This window comes from Anaeromyxobacter oryzae, assembly GCF_023169945.1.
Taxonomy (GTDB): Bacteria; Myxococcota; Myxococcia; order Myxococcales; family Anaeromyxobacteraceae; genus Anaeromyxobacter; species Anaeromyxobacter oryzae.
This window is the reverse complement of sequence record NZ_AP025591.1, coordinates 1,456,787-1,475,462: the sequence shown is the minus strand read 5'-3', so window position 1 is coordinate 1,475,462 and position 18,676 is coordinate 1,456,787. Positions and strand designations below refer to the sequence as shown.

The window sequence follows — 18,676 nt, the reverse complement described above, 5'->3', positions numbered from 1 at the left end:
CCGGCCGCTCGCTCGGCCGGGGTGCTTTCGCGTCTGGGGGGCGCATGGGGCCTTTGGCCGCTCCGAGGTAGAATGCCCCGCAGGGGCGGGCGTCGGACCGGCTGCGCGACCTGTCCCGCGAACCATGGAAGACGTCTCACCCCGCCCCGAGCCGCAGAACAACGTCCCACCGCGTCGAGGGCTCGCCGGTGCCTGGCTCGGGCTGCCCCCCTGGGCGGGCCTGCTCCTCCTCGCGCTGGCGACCTTCGCGCTCGGCCGGGCTGGCCTCGCGCTGACACCCGGGCCCAGCCACGTCGCGCTCTTCTGGCCGGCGGCGGGGCTCCTCCTGGCGGCGCTCCTCCTGACGGAGCGCCGCCATTGGGTGGCGGTCCTGGTCGCCGCCGGCCTGCCGGCTGCGGCCTTCAACGTCGCGGTCGGCCAGGCGCCGCGCGTCGTGGCGGCGTTCGCCGCCTCGAACGTCGTCGCCGCCCTCGGCGGCGCGTGGCTCACCGAGCGGCTCTGCGGAGGTCGCCCGCGCCTCGTCAGCGCGGCCCATGTGCTGGCGTTCGTGGTGGCCGGGCCGCTCCTCGCGACCGGCTGCGCGGCGAGCCTTCCCGCGGTGGCGCTCTCCTCGCTCTACGGCGATCCGCTCCCCCGGATCTGGGCGAGCCTGTGGGCCGGCTCGGCGCTCGGCATGCTCACCGTCGGGTCCGTGCTGCTCGCGTGGTCCGAGGCCGAGAGCCCCCAGGTCGTGCGGGCCCGGGCCGGCACGCTCGAGCGGCTCGCCTTCACCGTCCTGTTCGCGATCGGGTCGGGCCTCGTCTTCGTCCTCCGCCCGGGCGGTGCGTTTCCGGACGAGTTCCTCCTGCCGCTGCTCGTGTGGGCGGCGCTGCGCTTCGGGATCCGGGACGCGACGGGCATCGGGCTGGTCATGACGCTCGTCGCGCTCTCCGCGACCGTCACCGGACGCGGCATCTTCGCGGACGCGCCGACTGCCACGCAGGGCGTCATCTCCGCGCAGCTGTTCTGCGCCATCGCCTTCCTGACCGAGCTCTTCATGGCGAGCGTCGTCGAGGACCGGCGGCGCGGGGAGGAGGCGCTGCGCCGGAGCGAGGAGAACTACCGGCTGCTCGTCGAGAACCAGACCGACCTCGTGGTGAAGGTCGACCTGGAGGGCCGGTTCATCTTCGTGAGCCCGAGCTACTGCCGGATCTTCGGCAAGACCGAGGCGGAGCTGCTCGGCAACACCTTCATGCCGCTCGTCCACGACGAGGATCGCGAGGCGACGGCGCGCGCGATGGAGGCGCTCTACCGCCCGCCACATGCGGCCTACATGGAGCAGCGCGCCCTCACGGCCCAGGGCTGGCGCTGGTTCGCGTGGGCGGACACGGCGGTCCTCGACGCGTCGGGGCGCGTCGTCGAGATCATCGGCGTCGGGCGCGACATCACGGAGCGGCGCAGCGTCGAGGAGCGGCTCAGGCACTCCGAGAAGCTCGAGGCCATCGGCCGACTCGCCGGGGGCGTCGCGCACGACTTCAACAACCAGCTCACGGGCATCCTGAGCGGCGCCGAGCACCTGCGCGACGCGCTGGCGCGCCAGCCGGCCCTGCGCGAGGTGGCCGAGAGCGTGCGCGACGCGTCCCTGCGCTCGGCCGGGCTCACGCGCCAGCTCCTCGCGTTCGGGCGGACCGAGCCGCCGAGCGCGGTGGTCCTCGACCTCGACGCCGTCGTGGACGACGTGGTGGCGCTGCTCTCGCGGAGCGTGGACAAGCGGATCGTGCTGTGCGTCGACCGGGCCGGCGTGCCGGCGATCGTGCGCGGCGATCCGGACCGCCTGCACTCGGCGCTCCTGAACGTCGCGCTGAACGCGTGCGACGCCATGCCCCGCGGCGGCACCCTCACGTTCCGGACGGGGCGGGCCGAGCTGGACGCGGCGGGCTGCGCGGCGCTCCCCTTCGACCTCGCGCCCGGGCCGCACGTGGAGCTCTGCGTCGAGGACACGGGCGTCGGCATGAGCTCCGAGGTCCGCGCGCACGTGTTCGAGCCGTTCTTCACGACGAAGGCGGTCGGGAAGGGCTCCGGGCTCGGGCTCGCCGAGGTGTACGGGACGATGAAGGCGCACCGCGGCGCCGTCACCATCGAGAGCACGCCGGGGCGCGGAACGGCCGTGACGCTGCTCGTGCCCGCGGCCGGTGGGGTCGCGATCTCCGCGGCGACGCCCGAGGTGCGGCCCGCCCCCGGCGCTCCGCTCGGCGGTCTCCGGGTGCTCCTCGCGGACGACGAGCCGAACGTGCGCCGCTCGCTGGGGCTGCTCCTCCGGACCGGCGGCCACGACGTGGTCGAGTGCGACGGCGGTCGAGAGGCCCTCGAGCGGTACCTCGCGAGGCCGGGCGACATCGACCTCGCCATCGTCGACATGATGATGCCGGACATGACCGGGCGGGAGCTCGTGGCGCGGCTCCGCGCGGTGACCCCGCGGCTCCCGATCATCGTCGCGTCGGGATTCAGCGCGGGCTCCGATCTCGAGGCGCTGCGCGCGGAGGCCGGCGTGAGCTTCCTGCAGAAGCCGTACACGGCCGACGAGCTGGAGCGGACGCTCTCGGCCGCGGTCCGGCCCGAGGCGCGCCGCGCACGCGCGTAGCCTCGCGGCCGGAGCCGGGACCCGCCGGAGCCTGCGGGGTCACGCCGCGCGATCGCGGACGACCACGACCGTGCACGGCGCCTCGCGCACCACGGCGGCCGCGACGGAGCCGAGGACCAGCCGGTCCCGATCCGAACGGGCGTGGGTACCGACGACGATCACGTCGACCGCGGACTGGCGAGCGAAGCGGACGATCTCCTGGGCGGGGTCCCCGGCGAGCAGCGCGGACTGGACCGCGGTCGAGGAGCGCCGCTCCGCGGCGTCCGCCCAGGCGGCGAGCTGCCGCTCGGTCTCGACGGGAGCGCCCTCGAGGACGTCGCGCGTCGCGAGCATCTCGGCCGCGTCCCCGCGGTCGCCGGGGTCGCGAACGTGCACCACGGCGAGACCTGCCTCGAACCTCCGGGCCAGGTCCGCCGCCGCCTCGAGCGCCGCGCGGGACTCCCGCGAGAAGTCGATCGGACAGCAGATCCGCTTCCAGGTCGTCATGATCCGTCCTTCCGCGCTCGCACCGCCGGGGCCGCCGGCGCTCGTCACGTGCCCGCCGCCCGGAGGCCGCCGCGCTGCAGGCGCCGCCGCACCGGGGAGACCGTGCTCGCCTGCGGACCCTCGTCGCCGAGCTCCTCCGCGAACCGGACGGCGCTCCCGACCTGCAGCCGGGCGAACCCGCCGTGGAGCACGCTCCGCGCGTTGAAGTAGATCTCGCGGCCGTCGGGCGTGCGGAGGAAGCCGTATCCCTCCGCCGCGAACAGCCGATCGACGACGGCGCGCGCTGCGGGCGCGTGCCTCTTCACGCGGCCGTCGATGCGGCGAACGTGGTCCTCGAGCTGCCGGAGCGCCTCCCGGAACGCGGTCTTGACGGCGGCGTACAGGTCCGCGTGCATCCGGCTCTTCGGCGGATCGCGTCCGACCACGACCTTCCCGTGCGGCAACGTCAGCTCGATGCGGACGCGGTACTGCGTCCCGCTGTGACGGTGGTGCACGCTCGGCGCCTCGAGCGTGACCGCGCACCCCGTGATCCGCGCGTGGAACCGCTCGATGCGCGCCATCTCCTTGCGGACCAGCGCCTCGACCGCTTCGGATGGGTCGACGTGGATCCAGGTGAGCTGCAGCGGAGTCTCCATGGTCACCTCCCGCGAGGAGATCGTAGCGTCGGGCGCGGGACGCTCCGCCGCGTCACCCGGGGAACTCCGGAGGGTGGTGCCCGGCCGAGAGCGCGTCCCGCGGCCGGGGCGGGCGCCCGCCCACGCGCTCGTCACCAGGCTCTCTCCCGGGGCCGCGCCAGCGCGCGCGGTCACGTGCTCGCTCGCCTCCGCCGGGGTACGTGGCCCGCGCGCTGGAGCGGCGCCGGGGCGGGGGCAAGGGCGGCAGCCTGCGCACGCCTTGCCGGCTCGACGCGCGACCGCGCAGGGTTCTCGCGACGGAGGGGGATGCAATGGCCGGGGAAGGCTCGAATCGTGGCGAACCTCCTCCCGGCGCGATCATTGCGTCAACCGGATGCTCGGAGGTGGTCGTGCGCGCGCTCGGTCCCGCTCCATTGTTCGAGCAACTCACGGAAGAGCGGGTCGAGGACCACCGGTTCCTGGGTTGTCGGCGTTACGACGCATGCCTGGCCCTCGCGGCGCGAGGCGACTGGACCAGCTGGACCTGCACGCAGTGCCTGCGGTTCCAGCGGCGGCGTCGCTGGGCGGACGCCAGGGCGTGGGCGCCTCGAGCCCCGGGCCCGGCGGCGGAGCCCGCGCCCCCGCCGGCGGTGACCGCCCCGGACGGACCGACCGACGACCGTCCTCGCCCCGACACGATCTCGCCGCCACGGCCGCGGCCCGAGCCGCGGGTGAGCCATTCGGTCGAGGAGACCCCCGGGCGCCGGCGCATCTCCGTGCTCGCCCCCTCGATCCCGGAGCTCTTCGTCGAGGCTGGCCGCGCTGCCGCGGAGGTCTTCGGGCGCGCGTCGGACGGCGCCGGCGCAGCCTGGAGCGAGGAGGTCGCGATCGCGGCGCCGGACCGCGAGGCGCTGCTCGGGGAGTGGGTACGGCAGCTGGTGCTCCGGTCGGAGCACGCCGGGGCCCGGATCTCCGAGCACGACATCGTCTACCTCTCCGAGGGTCGGATCGTCGCGAACGTGCGGGGTTCCCTCGTGACGCGCGCGCGAGAGCCGGTCGAGGCCATCACGTTCCGGGAGCCGTCCATCACGCCGCGTGACGGGACCGTCCGGGCGAGCGTGGTGCTGCAGGTCTGAACCGGGTCGCCGTGGAGGGGCGGCCCGCGCGCGCCCCGGGCGGCGTCGGGGCCACCCCGCCGTGGGCGACGCTCCCGTCGCCCCACGGGAGGACAATCCAGGCGTGCTCGCCGCGGCCTCGACCTTGAGCCGCATCCTCGCAGGCGCCATCGCCGTGTTCGTGGTGATCGCGTCCGCCGTCCTGCTGTGGGACGGGCTGGCCGGCAGCATGGCCGCTCACCGCCCGGCGGCGGGGCGGGAGCTCCGCGCCGTGCGCCTCCGCCTCGTGGTCGGCGTGATCGGCATCGCCGTGGCGCTCTGGATGGCGCTCGGCATGCTCACGCACGCCTGGTGAAGGGCGCATCGTGCGGGGCCGCTCCAGCGACCGGTGGAGGCTCGAGCTCGCGGAGCTCGATCGCCCGCTCGACGTCGAGCTGCGACAGCGTGCCGACCGGCCGCCCGCCGTCGACGACGACGACGAGCTCGGGTGCGCCGGGCCGTCCGAGGACGTGGAGCGCGTCCACGACCCTGTCGCTCGCGGCGGCGAGGGTCGCCTCCCGCGCGACCTCTCCCGCGAGGACGTCCCCGCGCCGCTCCGCGGGGACGCGCCTCACGGCGTGCGCGGTGACGATGCCCACGACGCGTCCTTCGCCGACGACCGGGTACGCCGTCCTCCGCTCGCGGCGCATGCGGTCGGCGACGGCGAGGAGCGTGTCGCCGGCCCCGAGCTCGCTCGTGAGCGGGCTCGCGACGTCGCCGACCCGCAGGTCGCCCAGCGCGGCGCGGAGCTCCACGTCGCGGGCCTCTCCTTCCGCCCCGGCGTAGACGACGAACGAGACGAGCAGGAGCAGGACGTTGGCCGTCAGGAAGCCGAGCATGGCGAACACGACGGCGAAGCCGCGGCCGAACCTCGCGGCGATGCGCGTGGCGCGGACCGGCCCCATCCTTCGCGTCAGCGCGCCCCGGAGCACCCGGCCGCCGTCCATCGGAAACGCGGGCAGGAGGTTGAACGCGCCCAGCCAGAGGTTGAGCTGCCCGAGGTAGAAGACGGCGAAGCTCACGTTCGGGAGCTCGCCCCGGAACAGCCGCGCGACGCCGATGAACGCGCCGCCGAGCGCCAGGCTCGTCGCCGGCCCGGCGAGCGCCATCAGCGCCTCGCTCCGCGGAGGTGCCGCGAGCTCCGAGACGCCGCCGATCATGAGCAGGGTGATGCCGCGGACCTTGCCGCCCCGGCGGACGGCGTAGAGGGAGTGGGCGAGCTCGTGGACCAGCACCGAGGCGAAGAGCGCCACCGCGAGCGCGAGGCCCCACGCCCACGGTGGACCGCCGAGGCGCTCCGGCGGGATGCCGGCGAGCCGCGCGGCGCCCACGAAGCTCTGGCCGAACGAGAACGCGAGGAACGGGAGGACGATGAGGAACGTCACGTGGATCCGGATCGGGATCCCGCCGATGGTCGCCACGCGGAAGGTCGTCCTCGAGCCCATCGCCTCGCACGCGGGCCCGGCCCGACGCCGCGCCCGACCCGAGCATCCGTCGAAGCCGCGGGGGATGCGCGCGGCGAACCGGGGCGCCCCCGGAGGGCGTCCAGCATCGCGCACGTCGCTCCGGGTGCGGCGGAGGAATGCGGATGACGGTCGCAGGCAGATGGGTGGACGACGGCAACGTCGCGCTGCTCACGGATCTTTACGAGCTCACGATGATCGACGCGTACCTGGCGGAGGGGCTCGAGGAGGAGGCGGTCTTCAGCCTGTTCGTCCGCCGGCTGCCGAGGCGGCGGAACTACCTCGTCGCGTGCGGGCTCGACGACGTGCTGTCCTTGCTGGAAGGCCTGCGCTTCACGCCGGAGGCGCTCGACTACCTCCGCTCCCTCCGGCTGTTCTCGCCGCGGCTGCTCGACTGGCTCGCCGCGTTCCGCTTCGCGGGTGACGTCCACGCCGTCCCCGAGGGGACGCCCGTCTTCGGCGGCGAGCCCCTCCTCGAGGTCGTGGCGCCGCTCCCGCACGCGCAGCTCGTCGAGACCGCGCTGATGAACCAGGTGCACGTCCAGACGGTCGCGGCGTCCAAGGCGGCGCGGATCGTGACCGCCGCGGCCGGGAGGACGGTGGTCGACTTCGGGGTCCGCCGCATGCCGGGCGCGGACGCGGGCATCAAGGTCGCGCGGGCGGCGTACGTCGCGGGGATCGACTCGACGTCGAACCTCCTCGCCGGCCTCCTCCACGGGATGCCGGTCGCCGGGACGATGGCGCACAGCTTCGTCCAGGTCCACGCGACGCAGCTCGAGGCGTTCCGGGCGTTCGCGCGCATCTACCCCCGGACGATCCTGCTGGTGGACACGTACGACACGCTCGGTGGCGTGCGGGACGTGGTGGCGCTCTCGCGCGAGCTCGGGCCGGCGTTCCAGGTCCGCGGCGTCCGGCTCGACTCCGGCGACCTGCTGGAGCTCTCCCGCGAGGCGCGCCGGGTCCTCGACGAGGCCGGCCTCCCCCATGTCGCGATCTTCGCGAGCGGCGGCCTCGACGAGGACGTCATCGCGCGGCTCGTTCGCGAGGGGGCGCCCATCGCCGCGTTCGGCGTGGGCACGGCGATGGGCGTGTCGGAGGACGCGCCGAGCCTGGACATGGCGTACAAGCTCGTGTCGTACGCGGGCCGCGGCCGGATCAAGCTCTCGACCGGCAAGGCGCTCCTGCCGGGCCGGAAGCAGGTCTTCCGGCGAGAGCGGGACGGCCGTGCCGAGGGTGACGTGATCGCGGTTCACGACGAGGCGCTGCCCGGCCGGCCACTGCTCTCGGTGGTGATGCGAGGCGGCACGCGCGTCGCGCCGCCGACGCGCCTCGACGCGGTGCGGGCGTACGCGCGCGCGGAGCGCGACCTCCTCCCCCCGCGGATCCGGGTGCTCGAGCCGGCGGATCCGGCCTATCCCGTGGAGGTGAGCGCGACCCTCGCCGCCTGGCGCGACGCGGTCGCCGCGGAGCTCCTCCGCCGTTAGCGTTCGGCGGTCACCCGGAGGCTGCCCCGGCCTCGGCCGTGCGGTGCTGCGGCGGCGGCGACCCGCACGCGGCGGCGCGGCGCTCTGCCGGCGCTCAGGTCGATGAGCTCCGAGTGCCCGAAGCCCTTCGTGTAGTCGATGAGGGAGATCACCTTCGGCGTGACCTTCACCACGGCGGAGGCTGCGAGCTCGGCCGCGGTGAGGGTGCTCATCGGCGGGAACTTGCGAGCCAGGAGCGCCAGGGCGCGCCGGCGCTCGGCTGGACCCGCGAGCTCCGCGTCCGCGCCCATCGAGAGCCCCTGGATGCGCTTCCAGTCCCGCTCCTCGCGGTTGATCGTGAGCGACACCTTCCCCGACCGCGCGAGGTTCCGGAGCTTCTGGCACCCCCGGTCGCACGCGAAGTACAGCGTGAGCCCGTCGTTCGCGTACGCGACGGTGGTCGCCTGCGGGTACCCGTCCGGCCGGATCGTCGCGAGCGTCATGACCTCGCCGGCCGCGAGCAGATCCAGCACGAGCCGCTTCGATTCCCGGTTCATCGGAACCTCCCCCGAGGTGGACGGCGCAGCGCCTCGCGGCGACCTGTCTCCCACGTCCGTCAGACGCTACCCCGGGTGGTGACGCGCTCGCCGCCGGCCAACCGGGGTGCGGCGTTCGTCGCACGGCGCGCCCGCGCGCACGACGGAGCTCCGGTGCCGGTCCGGTCGAGGAGGCGACCGCGCTGGCGCCCGTGCGATCCCGCGGTCGCCCCGCGAGGCGCGCCTTCCGGAGCGCCCCGCAATCCTCGGGGGAGAGCCGGGCGCCGCTGCGATCATGGAGCGTCTCGATCCGCGCGGCCCGGACCGCGGTACGCGCGCGGCCGGAGGTCGCAGCGATCGACGGCGGAGGGCGCCATGACCGTCATCTGCGGGACCGATCTCTCGGAGCGTTCGCGCCCCGGCATCGCCGCCGCCGCGGCGATCGCCGCCGCGACGCAGCGGCCGCTCTGGATCGCGCACGTCGTGGGCGAGTCGTTCGCGCTCCTCGACGCGCAGGCCCGGGAGCAGCTGGAGACCGCCGTCCGCGACCGCCTCGACCAGGAGACCGCGCCGGCGCCAGGCGGCGTCGTCGTGCGCCATGCCGTGCTCGAGGGGAGCCCGCACGACGCGCTCGCCTCGCTCGCCCGCGCCGAGCACGCGACGCTCATCGTGGTCTCGTCGAAGGGCCGCGGGGACTCGTCGAGGTTCCGCGTGGGCGGCACGTCCGAGCGGATCGCGTTCGAGGCGCCGGTGCCGGTCCTCGTCGTCCGCGACGCGGCGCCGTTCGAGGCCTGGGCGCGAGGGGAGCGGGCGCTGCGCGTCGTGGTCGGCGTGGACGAGAGCGTGAGCGCGGCCGCGGCGATCCGCTGGACGCGCTCCCTCGCCGCCGCGGGGCCGTGCGACGTCGTGTTCGCGCACGTCCACGACGAGCGCGCGTTGCTGGACCGGTACGGGCTCGAGGGCGCGCCGGAGCGCGACGTCCTGGAGGCGGAGCGCCTGCTCGCGCGGGACATGGGCACGCTCGTCGGTCCGTTCCCCGGGTTCGGGTCGCACACGATCCGGCTGCTGCCCGCGGGCGCGGGGCCCGTCGCCGACCCGCTCGTCGCGCTCGCGCGGCAGGAGCGCGCGGATCTCCTCGTTCTCGGGACGCACCACCGCCGCGGTCCGGCCCGGCTCTGGTCGGTGTCGACCGCGGTCCTCCGCCTGACGCCGACCGCCGTCGCCGTCGTCCCGACGCCCTCGGAGGGCATCGTGCCCGAGCGGACGGACCGGGTGCGCCGCGTGCTCGTCGCGACGGATCTGACGCCGGAGTCCGCCGTGGCCGTCCCGTTCGCGTTCGCGCTCCTGCCCCGCGGCGGCGTGGTGCACGTGCTGCACGTGCTGCCGCCGCGCGAGACCTCCGAGGCGCGCCTGCGCGATGACGCTGCCGTCGCGGAGCACCTGCGGAGCCTCGTGCCGCCCGACGCGGCCGACCGCGGGATCTCCGCGGAGGTGGAGGTCGTCCACGGCCAGGTGGTGACGGCCATCCGCGACCTCGCCGAGCGGCTCGGGGCCGAGGTCATCTGCGTGACCTCGCGTCACCAGGGGCTGGCGCGCCTCCGGGTCTCGACGGTGCTCGAGCTGCTGGCGGAGACCCGGAAGCCGGTGCTCGTGCTCCGTCCTCCGCCGGCGTGAGCCGGCACCCGCGAGGTCATGCGAGCGGCGCGGCGGCCGTCGCAGGGCGACCGCAGCAATGGCGCGCGAGCCAGCGCGCCGCCAGCTCCGCGACCGCGCCGAGCGCGCCGGGCTCCTCGAACAGGTGCGTCGCGCCCGGGACGACGACGAGCTCGGCCGCGCCGAGGTGCGGGACGACGCCGCGGTTGAGGCGCAGCACCTCCGGGTCGCGGCCGCCGACGACGAGCAGGACGGGCGCGCGGACCCTCCGGAGGGTCTCGACGTCCACGAGATCGGGACGGCCGCCGCGCGATACGACGGCGGCGACGCGCTCCGGGAGCGCCGCGGCGGCGGCGAGGGCGGCGGCCGCGCCGGTGCTCGCGCCGAAGAAGGCGAGCGGGAGGGCGGCGCGGGTGCGAGGCAGCTCGGAGACCCAGCGCGCAGCGGCGACGACCCGGGACGTGAGGAGCCGGATGTCGAAGCGGAGCTCGCGCGTGACCGCGTCCTCCGCCGCCTCGTCCGGCGTGAGCAGATCGAAGAGCACCGTCGCGAGCCCCGCCTCCTGGAGCGTGCGCGCCACGAACCGGTTCCGCGGGCTCTGCCGCGTCGAGCCGCTCCCGTGCACGAACAGCACGAGCCCCTTCGCGTCCTCCGGTACGACCAGGTCGGCGTCGAGCTCGCCCGGCCCGAGCCGGGAATCCTCGAAGGGGATCACCAGGGTCTCCTCCTCGGGATCCGGATCCGCATGGGCAGCCTCGGCCAGCTCGCCGGGGCCGACCTCGCCGCGGCCCCGCCGCAGGGCCGCGATCACCTCGTCGTCGGACACCTGGCCGAAGCGCTCGTACCACTGGCCGACGGCGAAGAACGCCTCCGGCCGCTCGACGGCGACGATGTCGTCGAACTCGGGGCGGAGCTCCGGCTCGGTCAACGCCGCGATGACCGGCGTCGCGAGCACGACGCGCGCCGCGCCGTTCAGCCGCGCGGCCCGGGCCGCCGCCCGCGCGGTGGCGCCCGTCGCGACGCCATCGTCCACCACGAGGACCGTGCGCCCGGAGAGGTCCACCAGCGGTCGGCCGCCCCGGTAGGCGCGGACGCGGCGCCCCAGCTCCATCGTCTCGCGCTCCGAGGCCGCCGCCACCCACTCGTCCCCGAGGCCGAGGTCCCTCAGCGCCTCGCCGCTCACGTAGACGGCCCCGCCCTCGGCGATGGCGCCGACGGCGTACTCCGGCTGCCCCGGCGCCCCGAGCTTCCGCACGACGAGCACGTCGAGCTCGGCGCCGAGCCGGCGGGCCACCTCCACGGCGACCGGCACCCCTCCGCGCGTGAGCCCCAGCACGACCGGTCGCGGCGTCCGCCACGGCTCGAGCGCGTCCGCGAGCAACCGCCCCGCCTGCGTCCTGTCCCGAAACATCATGATCCCTCCGATCGCCCACCCGACCGATCCAGCATCGGCGCCGGGTGCGCGGCGTTCCAACCGGGCTTCCGGAGAGCCGCGGACGAGGCAGGACGCGTGCCGGGCTCCTACCCGCCGTTCCCCTCGAGCAGCACCACCGGGATCGGGCGCCCCCGCCCCGGGCTCCACTGCAAGAGCTCGGCGTCCCGGCCGCTCACCCGGAGGAACGTGTACTGGACGCGCTCGCGCGGGAGCAGGAGATCGTCCGAGAAGAGCGCGATCCAGGTCCCGGTGTTGAAGTACCAGGCGTCGCCGCTCGCGCGGAGCCGGTCGACACCCTCGTCGTGGGTGTGTCCGAACACGACGAGCGGCACCTCGGCGATGTTCGCGATCCGCTCCGCCGCGGCCTCGAGGGACGGCGGGGGCTCCTCCGACTGCGTTCGCAGCGCGGCCGCGACCAGCGCCGCGACCCCGATCGCCCCGAAGACGACGTAGAGCGCCAGCGAGACGAGGGCCTTCCACCCGAAGCCCATGATCAGCGAGTCGACGGCCCGCCACGCGGCCGCCCAGACGAACATCGCGGCGAGCGTGACGAGCGCGCCGCCGGCGGCGAGCTTCATCGTCTGCCGGAGCATGCCGCTCGTGACCCGCGCCGCGTCGGCGCCCGACGACTTGAGCGCGTCGATCTCCTGGAGGCGCGTCCCGACGCCGGTGCGCGCCGCCAGCTCGGCCAGCTCCTCGGCATGACCTTGCTCGGCCTCGCGGTGCCAGCCGCTCGCGGGCGCGCGCGCGAGCCGCCGGAGCAGCTGCACCAGGAACGGCCCGTGGCTCCGGGCGACGGAGAAGAGCAGCCGGGGCCGGTTCGCGAGCAGGAAGCGGAAGTAGCGGTAGTTCGCGCGGCTCGACGGGACGATGAAGTTGATCGGGCCGAACCCGTTGTAGAGGTACTTCTGGAAGAAGTTGCCGAACGGCACGTCGCGCGCGATGAGCGCCTCCGCTCCGGGCGAGTCGCCGAGGCGGCGGCGCAGCGGGAACCGGAACGCCCCCTCCGGATCGTACTGGCAGCCGTGCTCGATCCAGATCCGGCCCGGCTCGTACAGGAACCAGGGCTCGAAGCCGAGGCGCGCCAGCGCGTCGGACGGTGCGCCGCGCGCGGCGAGTCGCTCCGCGATCGCGCCGCGCAGCGTGTCCTGCACCGGCGCCCACTGCACCTCGAGGTCGTGGTTCCCCGGGAGGAAGATCACCTCGTGCCCGGCCGCCAGCACCACCGCCAGCGCGTCCGCGAACGCGGGATGTCCGCCGAGGATGTCCCGCACCATCCGCGCGGCGACGGCGGGCGTGACGGTCGGGCCGAAGCGCCGCTCGAGCGCCCCGCCGCCGGGTGCGGGCTCGGGCTCGATCCGCAGGAGGTCGAGGGAGTCGCCGTTCAGGACCAGGGCGAAGCGCAGCCCGCGCGTGGCCGCGTCGCGGCAGAGCCACTCGCAGAACGCGTGGAAGTCGTCGTCGTAGAAGAACGCCTCGAGGCGGTACCAGCGCTTGAGCCGCGGGTTCTTGCCGCGCCCGAGGTGCAGGTCGGACACGACCACGAGGTCGCGCGGCCTCTCGCGTCCGGCACCGGTCACGTCGATCCTCTCCGCGTCGCGGCCGGCGGGCGACGTCACCGCAGGCGGGATCTCACCGTCAGCACCGGGACGGGCGACAGGCGGACGACGCGCTCGGCGACGCTCCCGATGATCGCATGCGCGAACCCGCGGCGGCCGTGGGTACCCATCACGATGAGGTCCGCGCCGCTCTCGGCCGCCGCCGCGAGGATCTGCTCCCAGGCCGCGCCGATCCGGACGGCGCTCCGCGCCGCCGGGCAGACGTCGCGGATCGAGTGCATCAGCTCGGCCAGTCGCTCCGACGCCGCATCGGCGAGCGGCGTGATGAGATCCATCGGCGCGGCCGTCTCCGGGTACGCCGGGATCTCGCACGTGTTCATCACGGTGAGCGCCACGCCCGGCTCCCGGGCGATCGCCACGGCGATCTCGAGCGCGCGGCCCGAGGCCTCGCTGAAGTCCGTGGCGGCCAGGACGTGCTTGAACGGGCCCATGGTTCCCCCTTCCTCTCAGACGACCCGATCGTGCTCCCATCCGCGGGCGAGGGCGGTCGACCAAACGGGTAGGCCGTCCGGACTGCGGCCGGGCATCACGGAGTGGTCGTCGCCGTCCGCGTCCGCGTCCGCGCGGTGCGGCGGCGGAGTCTCCGCTGCAGCTCGTCCGGCGGCAGCGTGTTCAGGACGTCCTTCGCCTCGAGCCAGCCGCGGCGCGCGACCCAGACGCCATGGCGAAGGTTCTCGAGCTGGCTCGCCTCGTGCGCGTCGGACGAGATGACCACCGGCACCCCGGCTGCCCGCGCGGCTCGGCAGCCGACGTCGCCGAGGTCGAGACGCTCGGGCATCGCGTTCACCTCGAGCGCGACGCCCTCCTCTCGCGCGACGGAGAGGACGCGGCCCAGGTCGAGCGCGGACGGGTCGCGAGACCCGAGCGCACGCCCCGTCGGGTGCGCGAGGACGTGGACGGCGCCGGAGCGGAGCGCGCGGACGATCCGTTCCGTCATCCGCGGCGCCGGATCCGCGAGGCGCGAGTGGACGGCGGCGACGACGCAGTCGAGACCCCGGAGCACGTCGAGCGGCAGATCGAGCTCGCCCGTGGGCAGCACGTCCACCTCCACGCCTGCGAGGAGGCGCGGGCGCCCCCCGAGCCGCGCGTCCAGCGCCCGGACCGCCGCGGCGTGCGCCTCGAGGTGGGGCCCGTCGAGCCCGAGGGGGCGCGCGCGCGAGTGGTCGGTCACCGCGAGGTAGCGCCGCCCGAGCGCGCGGCCACGCGCCGCGAGCTCCTCCAGCTCGGATCGTCCGTCGCTCGAGGCGCGCGAGTGCACGTGCAGGTCGCCGAGGAGGTCCGACTCCTCGACGAGCCTGGGGAGCGCGTTCGCCTCGGCCGCCTCGATCTCGCCCGCGCCCTCGCGCAGCTCCGGCGGGATGAAGGGGAGCCCGACGGCGCGGAAGACGTCCTCCTCGGCCGCCCCGCCCACGCGGCGCCCCGCGCGATCGAACACGCCGTACTCGGACACCTTGAGGCCGAGCTTCATCGCGCGGGTCCTGAGCGCGATGTTGTGCGTCTTGCTGCCCGTGAAGTAGTGGAGCGCGGCGCCGAACGACTCGGGCGGGAGCACGCGAAGGTCCACCTGGATCCCCGCGCGCAGGCGCACCGAAGCCTTCGTGGGACCCTCCGCGAGCGCGGCCGCCACGCCCGGGAGGCGCGTGAACGCCCGCACCACGGGCCCGGCGTCCGCGGACGCCACGAGCAGATCGATGTCGCCCACCGTCTCCTTCCGGCGCCGCAGGCTCCCCGCGGCCTCCGCGCGAGACACCCCCGGCACCTGCCGGAGGCGGGCCAGGATCGCGTCGGCGTGCTCGAGCGCGCGGTGGAGCGGCATGCGGCCGGCGCGGCCCCGGTGGCGCTCGATGGCGGCGAGGATCGCGGCGGCGCGGACCGCGCCGACCCGGGGCGCCTCGAGGACCCGGCCGGAGCGGCACGCGGCCTCGAGCCCTGCGAGGTCCGAAACCCCGAGGCCCTTCCAGACCGCCGCGACCGTCTTCGGCCCCACGCCCTCGAGCGACAGCATCTCCAGCACGCCCGGGGGAACCTGGGTCGCGAGGCGGGCGTGCTCGCGGCACTCGCCGGTGTCGACGAGCTCGCCGATCTTCTCCGCGATGTGCTCGCCGATCCCGGGCAGCTCCGCGAGACCGCCCGCGCGCCAGAGCGGCGCCACCGGCGACGGGTGGACGTCGATCACCTGGGCGGCGCGCCGGTAGGCGCGGACCTTGAACGGGTTTCCGCCCGTCAGCTCCAGGAGGTCCGCGATCTCCGAGAGGACCCGCGCGATCTCGGCGTTCTCCATGTCGCCTCCGCCGGGGCTCAGGCCCCGCCGCGCCGGCGCTCGGGCTCCTCGCGAGGCTCCGGACCGATCCACTCACCGTTCCAGAGCTCGCCCTCGAGCCCGGCCGGCGTGCGGGCGCGCAAGGCGCGGTCGAGGTACGACACGACGTCCTCGTCGGAGACGTGCTCGATGCGCTCGTACCACTCGCGGATCGAGGGGACGCCGGGGACGGAGTACAGACACGCGATCACGTCGGCGGCGGAGCCGACGACGCGCTCGGCGCCGCGCGCGATCACCGGGGCGGCGACGACGACCTTCGCGGCGCCGCGCTTCCGTGCGATCAGCGCGGCCGCGCGGACGCGCTCGCCGGTGGCGACGAGGTCGTCCACCAGGATCGCCGTGGCGCCCCGGAGCGCGGCCGTGGCCCGCCCGGCGCGGGCTTCCCGGAGCCGTCCCGCGAGCGCCGCCGGCTGCCGCTCGGCGAGCGCGCGCAGCGCGCACGCGTCCCGTCCGGTCTCGAGCTCCCGCTTGCCGAGGACGGCCCCCGGCGGCGGCCCTCCGATGCGCTCCACGGTCCCGTCCCTCCGCACGAGCAGCACCGCGAGGTCCGCCCCGAGCTCGATCGCGATCTCGCACGCGACGGGGACGCCGCCGGGCGGGAGCGCGAGCACGATGGGCCGCTCGCCCCGGAAGGCCTCGAGCTCCCTGGCGAGCAGGTGGCCGCCTTCCTCTCGATCGCGGAACCTCACGGCGACCTCCCTCCGAGCGACCGCGGTCGCTCACGCGTGCACGGCCTCGACGGCGCGCGGCGCGGAGGCCCGCTCCCGCTCGAGGAGCCGCACGGTGGTCTTCAGCACCGTGTCCGGGTTGAGCGAGATCGAGTCGATGCCCGCCGCGACCACGAAGTCCGCGAACTCCGGGTAGTCGCTCGGCGCCTGGCCGCAGATCCCGCTGTGACGCCCGTTCCGCCGCGCGCCCTCGATGACCCGCGCGACGAGCCACTTCACGCCGGGGTCGCGCTCGTCGAACACGTGCGCGACCAGGGCCGAGTCCCGATCCACGCCGAGCGTGAGCTGCGTGAGATCGTTGGAGCCGATGGAGAACCCGTCGAACAGCCGGCTGAACTCGTCGATGAGCACCGCGTTGTTCGGGATCTCCGCCATCACGTAGATCTGGAGGCCGTGCTCGCCGCGGCGGAGGCCGTTCCTCGCCATCTCCGCGAGCACCTTCTCGCCCTCGCCGACGGTCCGGCAGAACGGGACCATCGGGATCACGTTGCCGAGGCCCATGTCCTCGCGGACGCGGAGGAGCGCGCGGCACTCGAGGGCGAAGCCCTCGCGATAGCGGTCGTCGTAGTACCGGGAGGCGCCGCGGAACCCGATCATCGGGTTCTCCTCCGCCGGCTCGAACGCCTTGCCGCCCACGAGCCGCGCGTACTCGTTGGTCTTGAAGTCCGAGAGCCGGACCACCACCGGCTTCGGGTAGAAGGCGGCCGCGATCGTGCCGATCCCCTCGGACAGCCGCTCGACGAAGTACGCCTCGCCGTCGGCGTAGCCGAAGGTCAGCTCCTCGATCTGCCGCCGCTCGGCGTCGTCCGCCACGCGCTCGGGGTGGACGAGCGCCATGGGGTGCACCTTGATGTGGTTGCCGATGATGAACTCCATGCGCGCGAGCCCCACGCCGTCGTTCGGGATCCGGCACAGGGAGAAGGCCTCCTCGGGGTTGCCGAGGTTCATCATCACGTGCGTCCGAGGCCGCGCGAGGGCGCCGACGGCGATCCGCTCGACGCGGAACGGGATCGCCCCCGCGTAGATCTTCCCGATCTCCCCCTCGGCGCACGAGATCGTGATCGCCGGGGAGGCGCGGAGCCGCTCGGTGCCGTCCCCGGTGCCCACGACCGACGGGATCCCGAGCTCGCGGCTCACGATGGCCGCGTGACAGGTCCGGCCGCCGCGGTTCGTGACGATGCCGGCGGCCGTCTTCATGATCGGCTCCCAGTCCGGCGTCGTGGTGTCGGCGACGAGGATCTCGCCCGGCCGGAACTCCGACAGCCGGCTCACGTCGGTGATGACGCGCGCCGTGCCGCTCGCGATCTTCTCGCCCACGCTCGTGCCGCGCGCCAGCACGGGCCCGGTGCCCTCGAGCCGGTAGACCTCGAAGGATTCGACGCTCCGCTGCGACTGCACCGTCTCCGGCCGCGCCTGGACCACGAAGATCTCTCCGGTCACCCCGTCCTTCGCCCACTCGATGTCCATGGGCTGGTCCCGGCCCGCCCGCCGCGAGTAGTGCCGCTCGATGGCGACCGAGGCGCGCGCGAGCTCGAGCACCTCGTCGTCGCCGAGGCAGAAGCGCCGCCGATCCTGCTTCGGGACCTCGACGTTGCGCGTCAGGACCTTGCTCGTCCCGCTCCCGTAGATGAGCTTGATCTTCTTGTCGCCGAGCTTGCGTCGGATGATGGGCCGGCGCCCCGTGACGAGGGTCGGCTTGAAGACGTAGAACTCGTCGGGACCGACGGCGCCCTGCACGACGTTCTCGCCGAGGCCGTACGATCCGGTGATGAACACGACGTCGCGGAAGCCGGTCTCCGTGTCGAGCGTGAACACGACGCCGGCCGCCGCCAGGTCGGAGCGCACCATCTTCTGGACGGCGATCGAGAGCGACACGCGCAGGTGATCGAAGCCCTGATCGATCCGGTAGGAGATGGCGCGATCCGTGAACAGCGAGGCGAAGCAACGTCGGCAGGCGTCGAGCAGGTGGCCGACGCCGCGGACGTTCAGGTACGTCTCGTGCTGGCCCGCGAAGGAGACGCCGGGCAGGTCCTCCGCCGTCGCGCTGCTGCGCACGGCGACGTCCGTGTCCGCGCCGTACGTCGCGCAGAGCCGGCCGTACGCGGTCGTGATCTGCTCCGCGAGGTCGGGCGGCAGCGGCGTCTCGTAAACGAGCGCCCGCGCCCTCCGCCCACGCTCCGCGAAGTCCTGGAGGTCGTGCTTGTCCAGCCCCGCGAGCTCCTGCTGCAGGCGCGGGAGGAGCCCGCCCGCCTCGAGCACGTACCGGTACGCCGGCGCGGTGATCGCGAACCCGTTCGGCACGCGCACGCCCTCCTGCGTGAGCTCCCGGTACAGCTCGCCGAGCGAGGCCGTCTTCCCGCCCACGAGCGGGACGTCGTCGAGCCCGATCTCCTCGAACCACCGGATGAACCGCGCGTCGCCGGTCATGGATCCCTCCCGATCGGCCGGATCGTAGACCCCGCGCTCGACGCCCCGGCCGGCCACGCGGGGAGCTTCGGAGGATGGTCCCCGTCGGCGTCACCGCCGGGAGGCCGGGCCGCCGCCGCCTTGCCCGCGCGCGCCGGGGAGCAGACCCGGAGGCCTCG

Annotated in this window: 15 protein-coding genes; 5 read left to right on the top strand and 10 right to left on the bottom strand. The window is 74.9% G+C overall.

What is annotated here, in order from left to right:
* The first annotated feature begins 124 nt into the window (after window positions 1-124).
* Entirely contained in the window at window positions 125-2,620 is a 2,496-nt protein-coding gene (locus tag AMOR_RS06455; RefSeq protein ID WP_248359809.1) for a hybrid sensor histidine kinase/response regulator, read from the top strand.
* 39 nt (window positions 2,621-2,659) lie between these two features.
* Here the strand turns inward: AMOR_RS06455 and AMOR_RS06450 are convergent, their stop codons facing one another.
* Together AMOR_RS06450 and AMOR_RS06445 are read right to left on the bottom strand one after the other, a co-directional pair.
* Window positions 2,660-3,106 (bottom strand): universal stress protein, encoded by a 447-nt coding sequence (locus tag AMOR_RS06450; RefSeq protein WP_248359806.1) that lies wholly within the window; start codon window positions 3,104-3,106, stop codon window positions 2,660-2,662.
* 44 nt (window positions 3,107-3,150) lie between these two features.
* On the bottom strand, window positions 3,151-3,741 hold the full coding sequence (locus AMOR_RS06445; RefSeq protein WP_248359803.1) for an HPF/RaiA family ribosome-associated protein: 591 nt from the start codon (window positions 3,739-3,741) through the stop codon (window positions 3,151-3,153).
* Window positions 3,742-4,451: 710 nt separating this feature from the next.
* On the opposite strand from AMOR_RS06445, the gene AMOR_RS06440 reads away from it, so the two are divergent.
* Both AMOR_RS06440 and AMOR_RS06435 read left to right on the top strand, forming a co-directional pair.
* A complete protein-coding gene (locus AMOR_RS06440) occupies window positions 4,452-4,856 on the top strand; it encodes an archease (RefSeq protein WP_248359800.1) in 405 nt (134 codons plus the stop codon).
* 103 nt (window positions 4,857-4,959) lie between these two features.
* Window positions 4,960-5,190 carry a hypothetical protein gene (locus AMOR_RS06435; RefSeq protein WP_248359798.1) on the top strand — a complete coding sequence of 77 codons (231 nt, stop codon included), beginning with the start codon at window positions 4,960-4,962 and terminating at the stop codon, window positions 5,188-5,190.
* Here the strand turns inward: AMOR_RS06435 and AMOR_RS06430 are convergent.
* Window positions 5,174-6,295, bottom strand: coding sequence for a site-2 protease family protein (locus AMOR_RS06430; protein ID WP_248359796.1), 1,122 nt, complete (start codon window positions 6,293-6,295; stop codon window positions 5,174-5,176). The two genes, AMOR_RS06435 and AMOR_RS06430, sit on opposite strands and share 17 nt — an antisense overlap.
* A gap of 167 nt (window positions 6,296-6,462) precedes the next feature.
* Here AMOR_RS06430 and AMOR_RS06425 point away from each other — a divergent pair, with 167 nt between their 5' ends.
* Window positions 6,463-7,821: a nicotinate phosphoribosyltransferase gene (locus tag AMOR_RS06425; RefSeq protein WP_248359794.1), complete on the top strand. Its 1,359-nt coding sequence runs from the start codon at window positions 6,463-6,465 to the stop codon at window positions 7,819-7,821.
* Here the strand turns inward: AMOR_RS06425 and AMOR_RS06420 are convergent.
* A complete protein-coding gene (locus AMOR_RS06420) occupies window positions 7,818-8,357 on the bottom strand; it encodes a pyridoxamine 5'-phosphate oxidase family protein (RefSeq protein ID WP_248359792.1) in 540 nt (179 codons plus the stop codon). The two genes, AMOR_RS06425 and AMOR_RS06420, sit on opposite strands and share 4 nt — an antisense overlap.
* A 354-nt stretch (window positions 8,358-8,711) precedes the next feature.
* Between AMOR_RS06420 and AMOR_RS06415 the strand changes: the two genes are divergently transcribed.
* Window positions 8,712-10,010 (top strand): universal stress protein, encoded by a 1,299-nt coding sequence (locus tag AMOR_RS06415; RefSeq protein WP_248359790.1) that lies wholly within the window; start codon window positions 8,712-8,714, stop codon window positions 10,008-10,010.
* Between the two features lie 16 nt (window positions 10,011-10,026).
* On the opposite strand, the gene AMOR_RS06410 is transcribed toward AMOR_RS06415, so the two are convergent.
* The 6 genes from AMOR_RS06410 to ppsA all read right to left on the bottom strand — a co-directional run bounded on the left by AMOR_RS06410 (window position 10,027) and on the right by ppsA (window position 18,518).
* Complete coding sequence (locus tag AMOR_RS06410) at window positions 10,027-11,403, bottom strand: alpha/beta family hydrolase (protein WP_248359788.1); 1,377 nt, start codon at window positions 11,401-11,403, stop codon at window positions 10,027-10,029.
* A 107-nt stretch (window positions 11,404-11,510) separates the two neighbouring features.
* Window positions 11,511-13,004 (bottom strand): metallophosphoesterase family protein, encoded by a 1,494-nt coding sequence (locus AMOR_RS06405; RefSeq protein WP_248359784.1) that lies wholly within the window; start codon window positions 13,002-13,004, stop codon window positions 11,511-11,513.
* 35 nt (window positions 13,005-13,039) lie between these two features.
* Window positions 13,040-13,474, bottom strand: coding sequence for a universal stress protein (locus AMOR_RS06400; RefSeq protein WP_248359781.1), 435 nt, complete (start codon window positions 13,472-13,474; stop codon window positions 13,040-13,042).
* A 95-nt stretch (window positions 13,475-13,569) separates the two neighbouring features.
* A complete protein-coding gene (gene polX, locus AMOR_RS06395; RefSeq protein WP_248359780.1) occupies window positions 13,570-15,324 on the bottom strand; it encodes a DNA polymerase/3'-5' exonuclease PolX in 1,755 nt (584 codons plus the stop codon).
* 17 nt (window positions 15,325-15,341) lie between these two features.
* On the bottom strand, window positions 15,342-16,052 hold the full coding sequence (locus tag AMOR_RS06390; protein WP_248359778.1) for a phosphoribosyltransferase family protein: 711 nt from the start codon (window positions 16,050-16,052) through the stop codon (window positions 15,342-15,344).
* A gap of 30 nt (window positions 16,053-16,082) precedes the next feature.
* Window positions 16,083-18,518, bottom strand: a complete 2,436-nt coding sequence (gene ppsA / locus AMOR_RS06385) for a phosphoenolpyruvate synthase (protein ID WP_248359776.1) — start codon at window positions 18,516-18,518, stop codon at window positions 16,083-16,085.
* Between the last annotated feature and the right edge of the window lie 158 nt (window positions 18,519-18,676).

What these genes read in the sequence shown, in the direction of transcription:
- AMOR_RS06420 (WP_248359792.1), bottom strand. Translation starts at nt 8,357, where the DNA reads ATGAACCGGGAATCGAAGCGGCTCGTGCTGGATCTGCTCGCGGCCGGC.
- AMOR_RS06400 (WP_248359781.1), bottom strand. Translation starts at nt 13,474, where the DNA reads ATGGGCCCGTTCAAGCACGTCCTGGCCGCCACGGACTTCAGCGAGGCC.
- AMOR_RS06415 (WP_248359790.1), top strand. Translation starts at nt 8,712, where the DNA reads ATGACCGTCATCTGCGGGACCGATCTCTCGGAGCGTTCGCGCCCCGGC.
- polX (WP_248359780.1), bottom strand. Translation starts at nt 15,324, where the DNA reads ATGGAGAACGCCGAGATCGCGCGGGTCCTCTCGGAGATCGCGGACCTC.
- AMOR_RS06425 (WP_248359794.1), top strand. Translation starts at nt 6,463, where the DNA reads ATGACGGTCGCAGGCAGATGGGTGGACGACGGCAACGTCGCGCTGCTC.
- ppsA (WP_248359776.1), bottom strand. Translation starts at nt 18,518, where the DNA reads ATGACCGGCGACGCGCGGTTCATCCGGTGGTTCGAGGAGATCGGGCTC.
- AMOR_RS06410 (WP_248359788.1), bottom strand. Translation starts at nt 11,403, where the DNA reads ATGATGTTTCGGGACAGGACGCAGGCGGGGCGGTTGCTCGCGGACGCG.
- AMOR_RS06450 (WP_248359806.1), bottom strand. Translation starts at nt 3,106, where the DNA reads ATGACGACCTGGAAGCGGATCTGCTGTCCGATCGACTTCTCGCGGGAG.
- AMOR_RS06445 (WP_248359803.1), bottom strand. Translation starts at nt 3,741, where the DNA reads ATGGAGACTCCGCTGCAGCTCACCTGGATCCACGTCGACCCATCCGAA.
- AMOR_RS06455 (WP_248359809.1), top strand. Translation starts at nt 125, where the DNA reads ATGGAAGACGTCTCACCCCGCCCCGAGCCGCAGAACAACGTCCCACCG.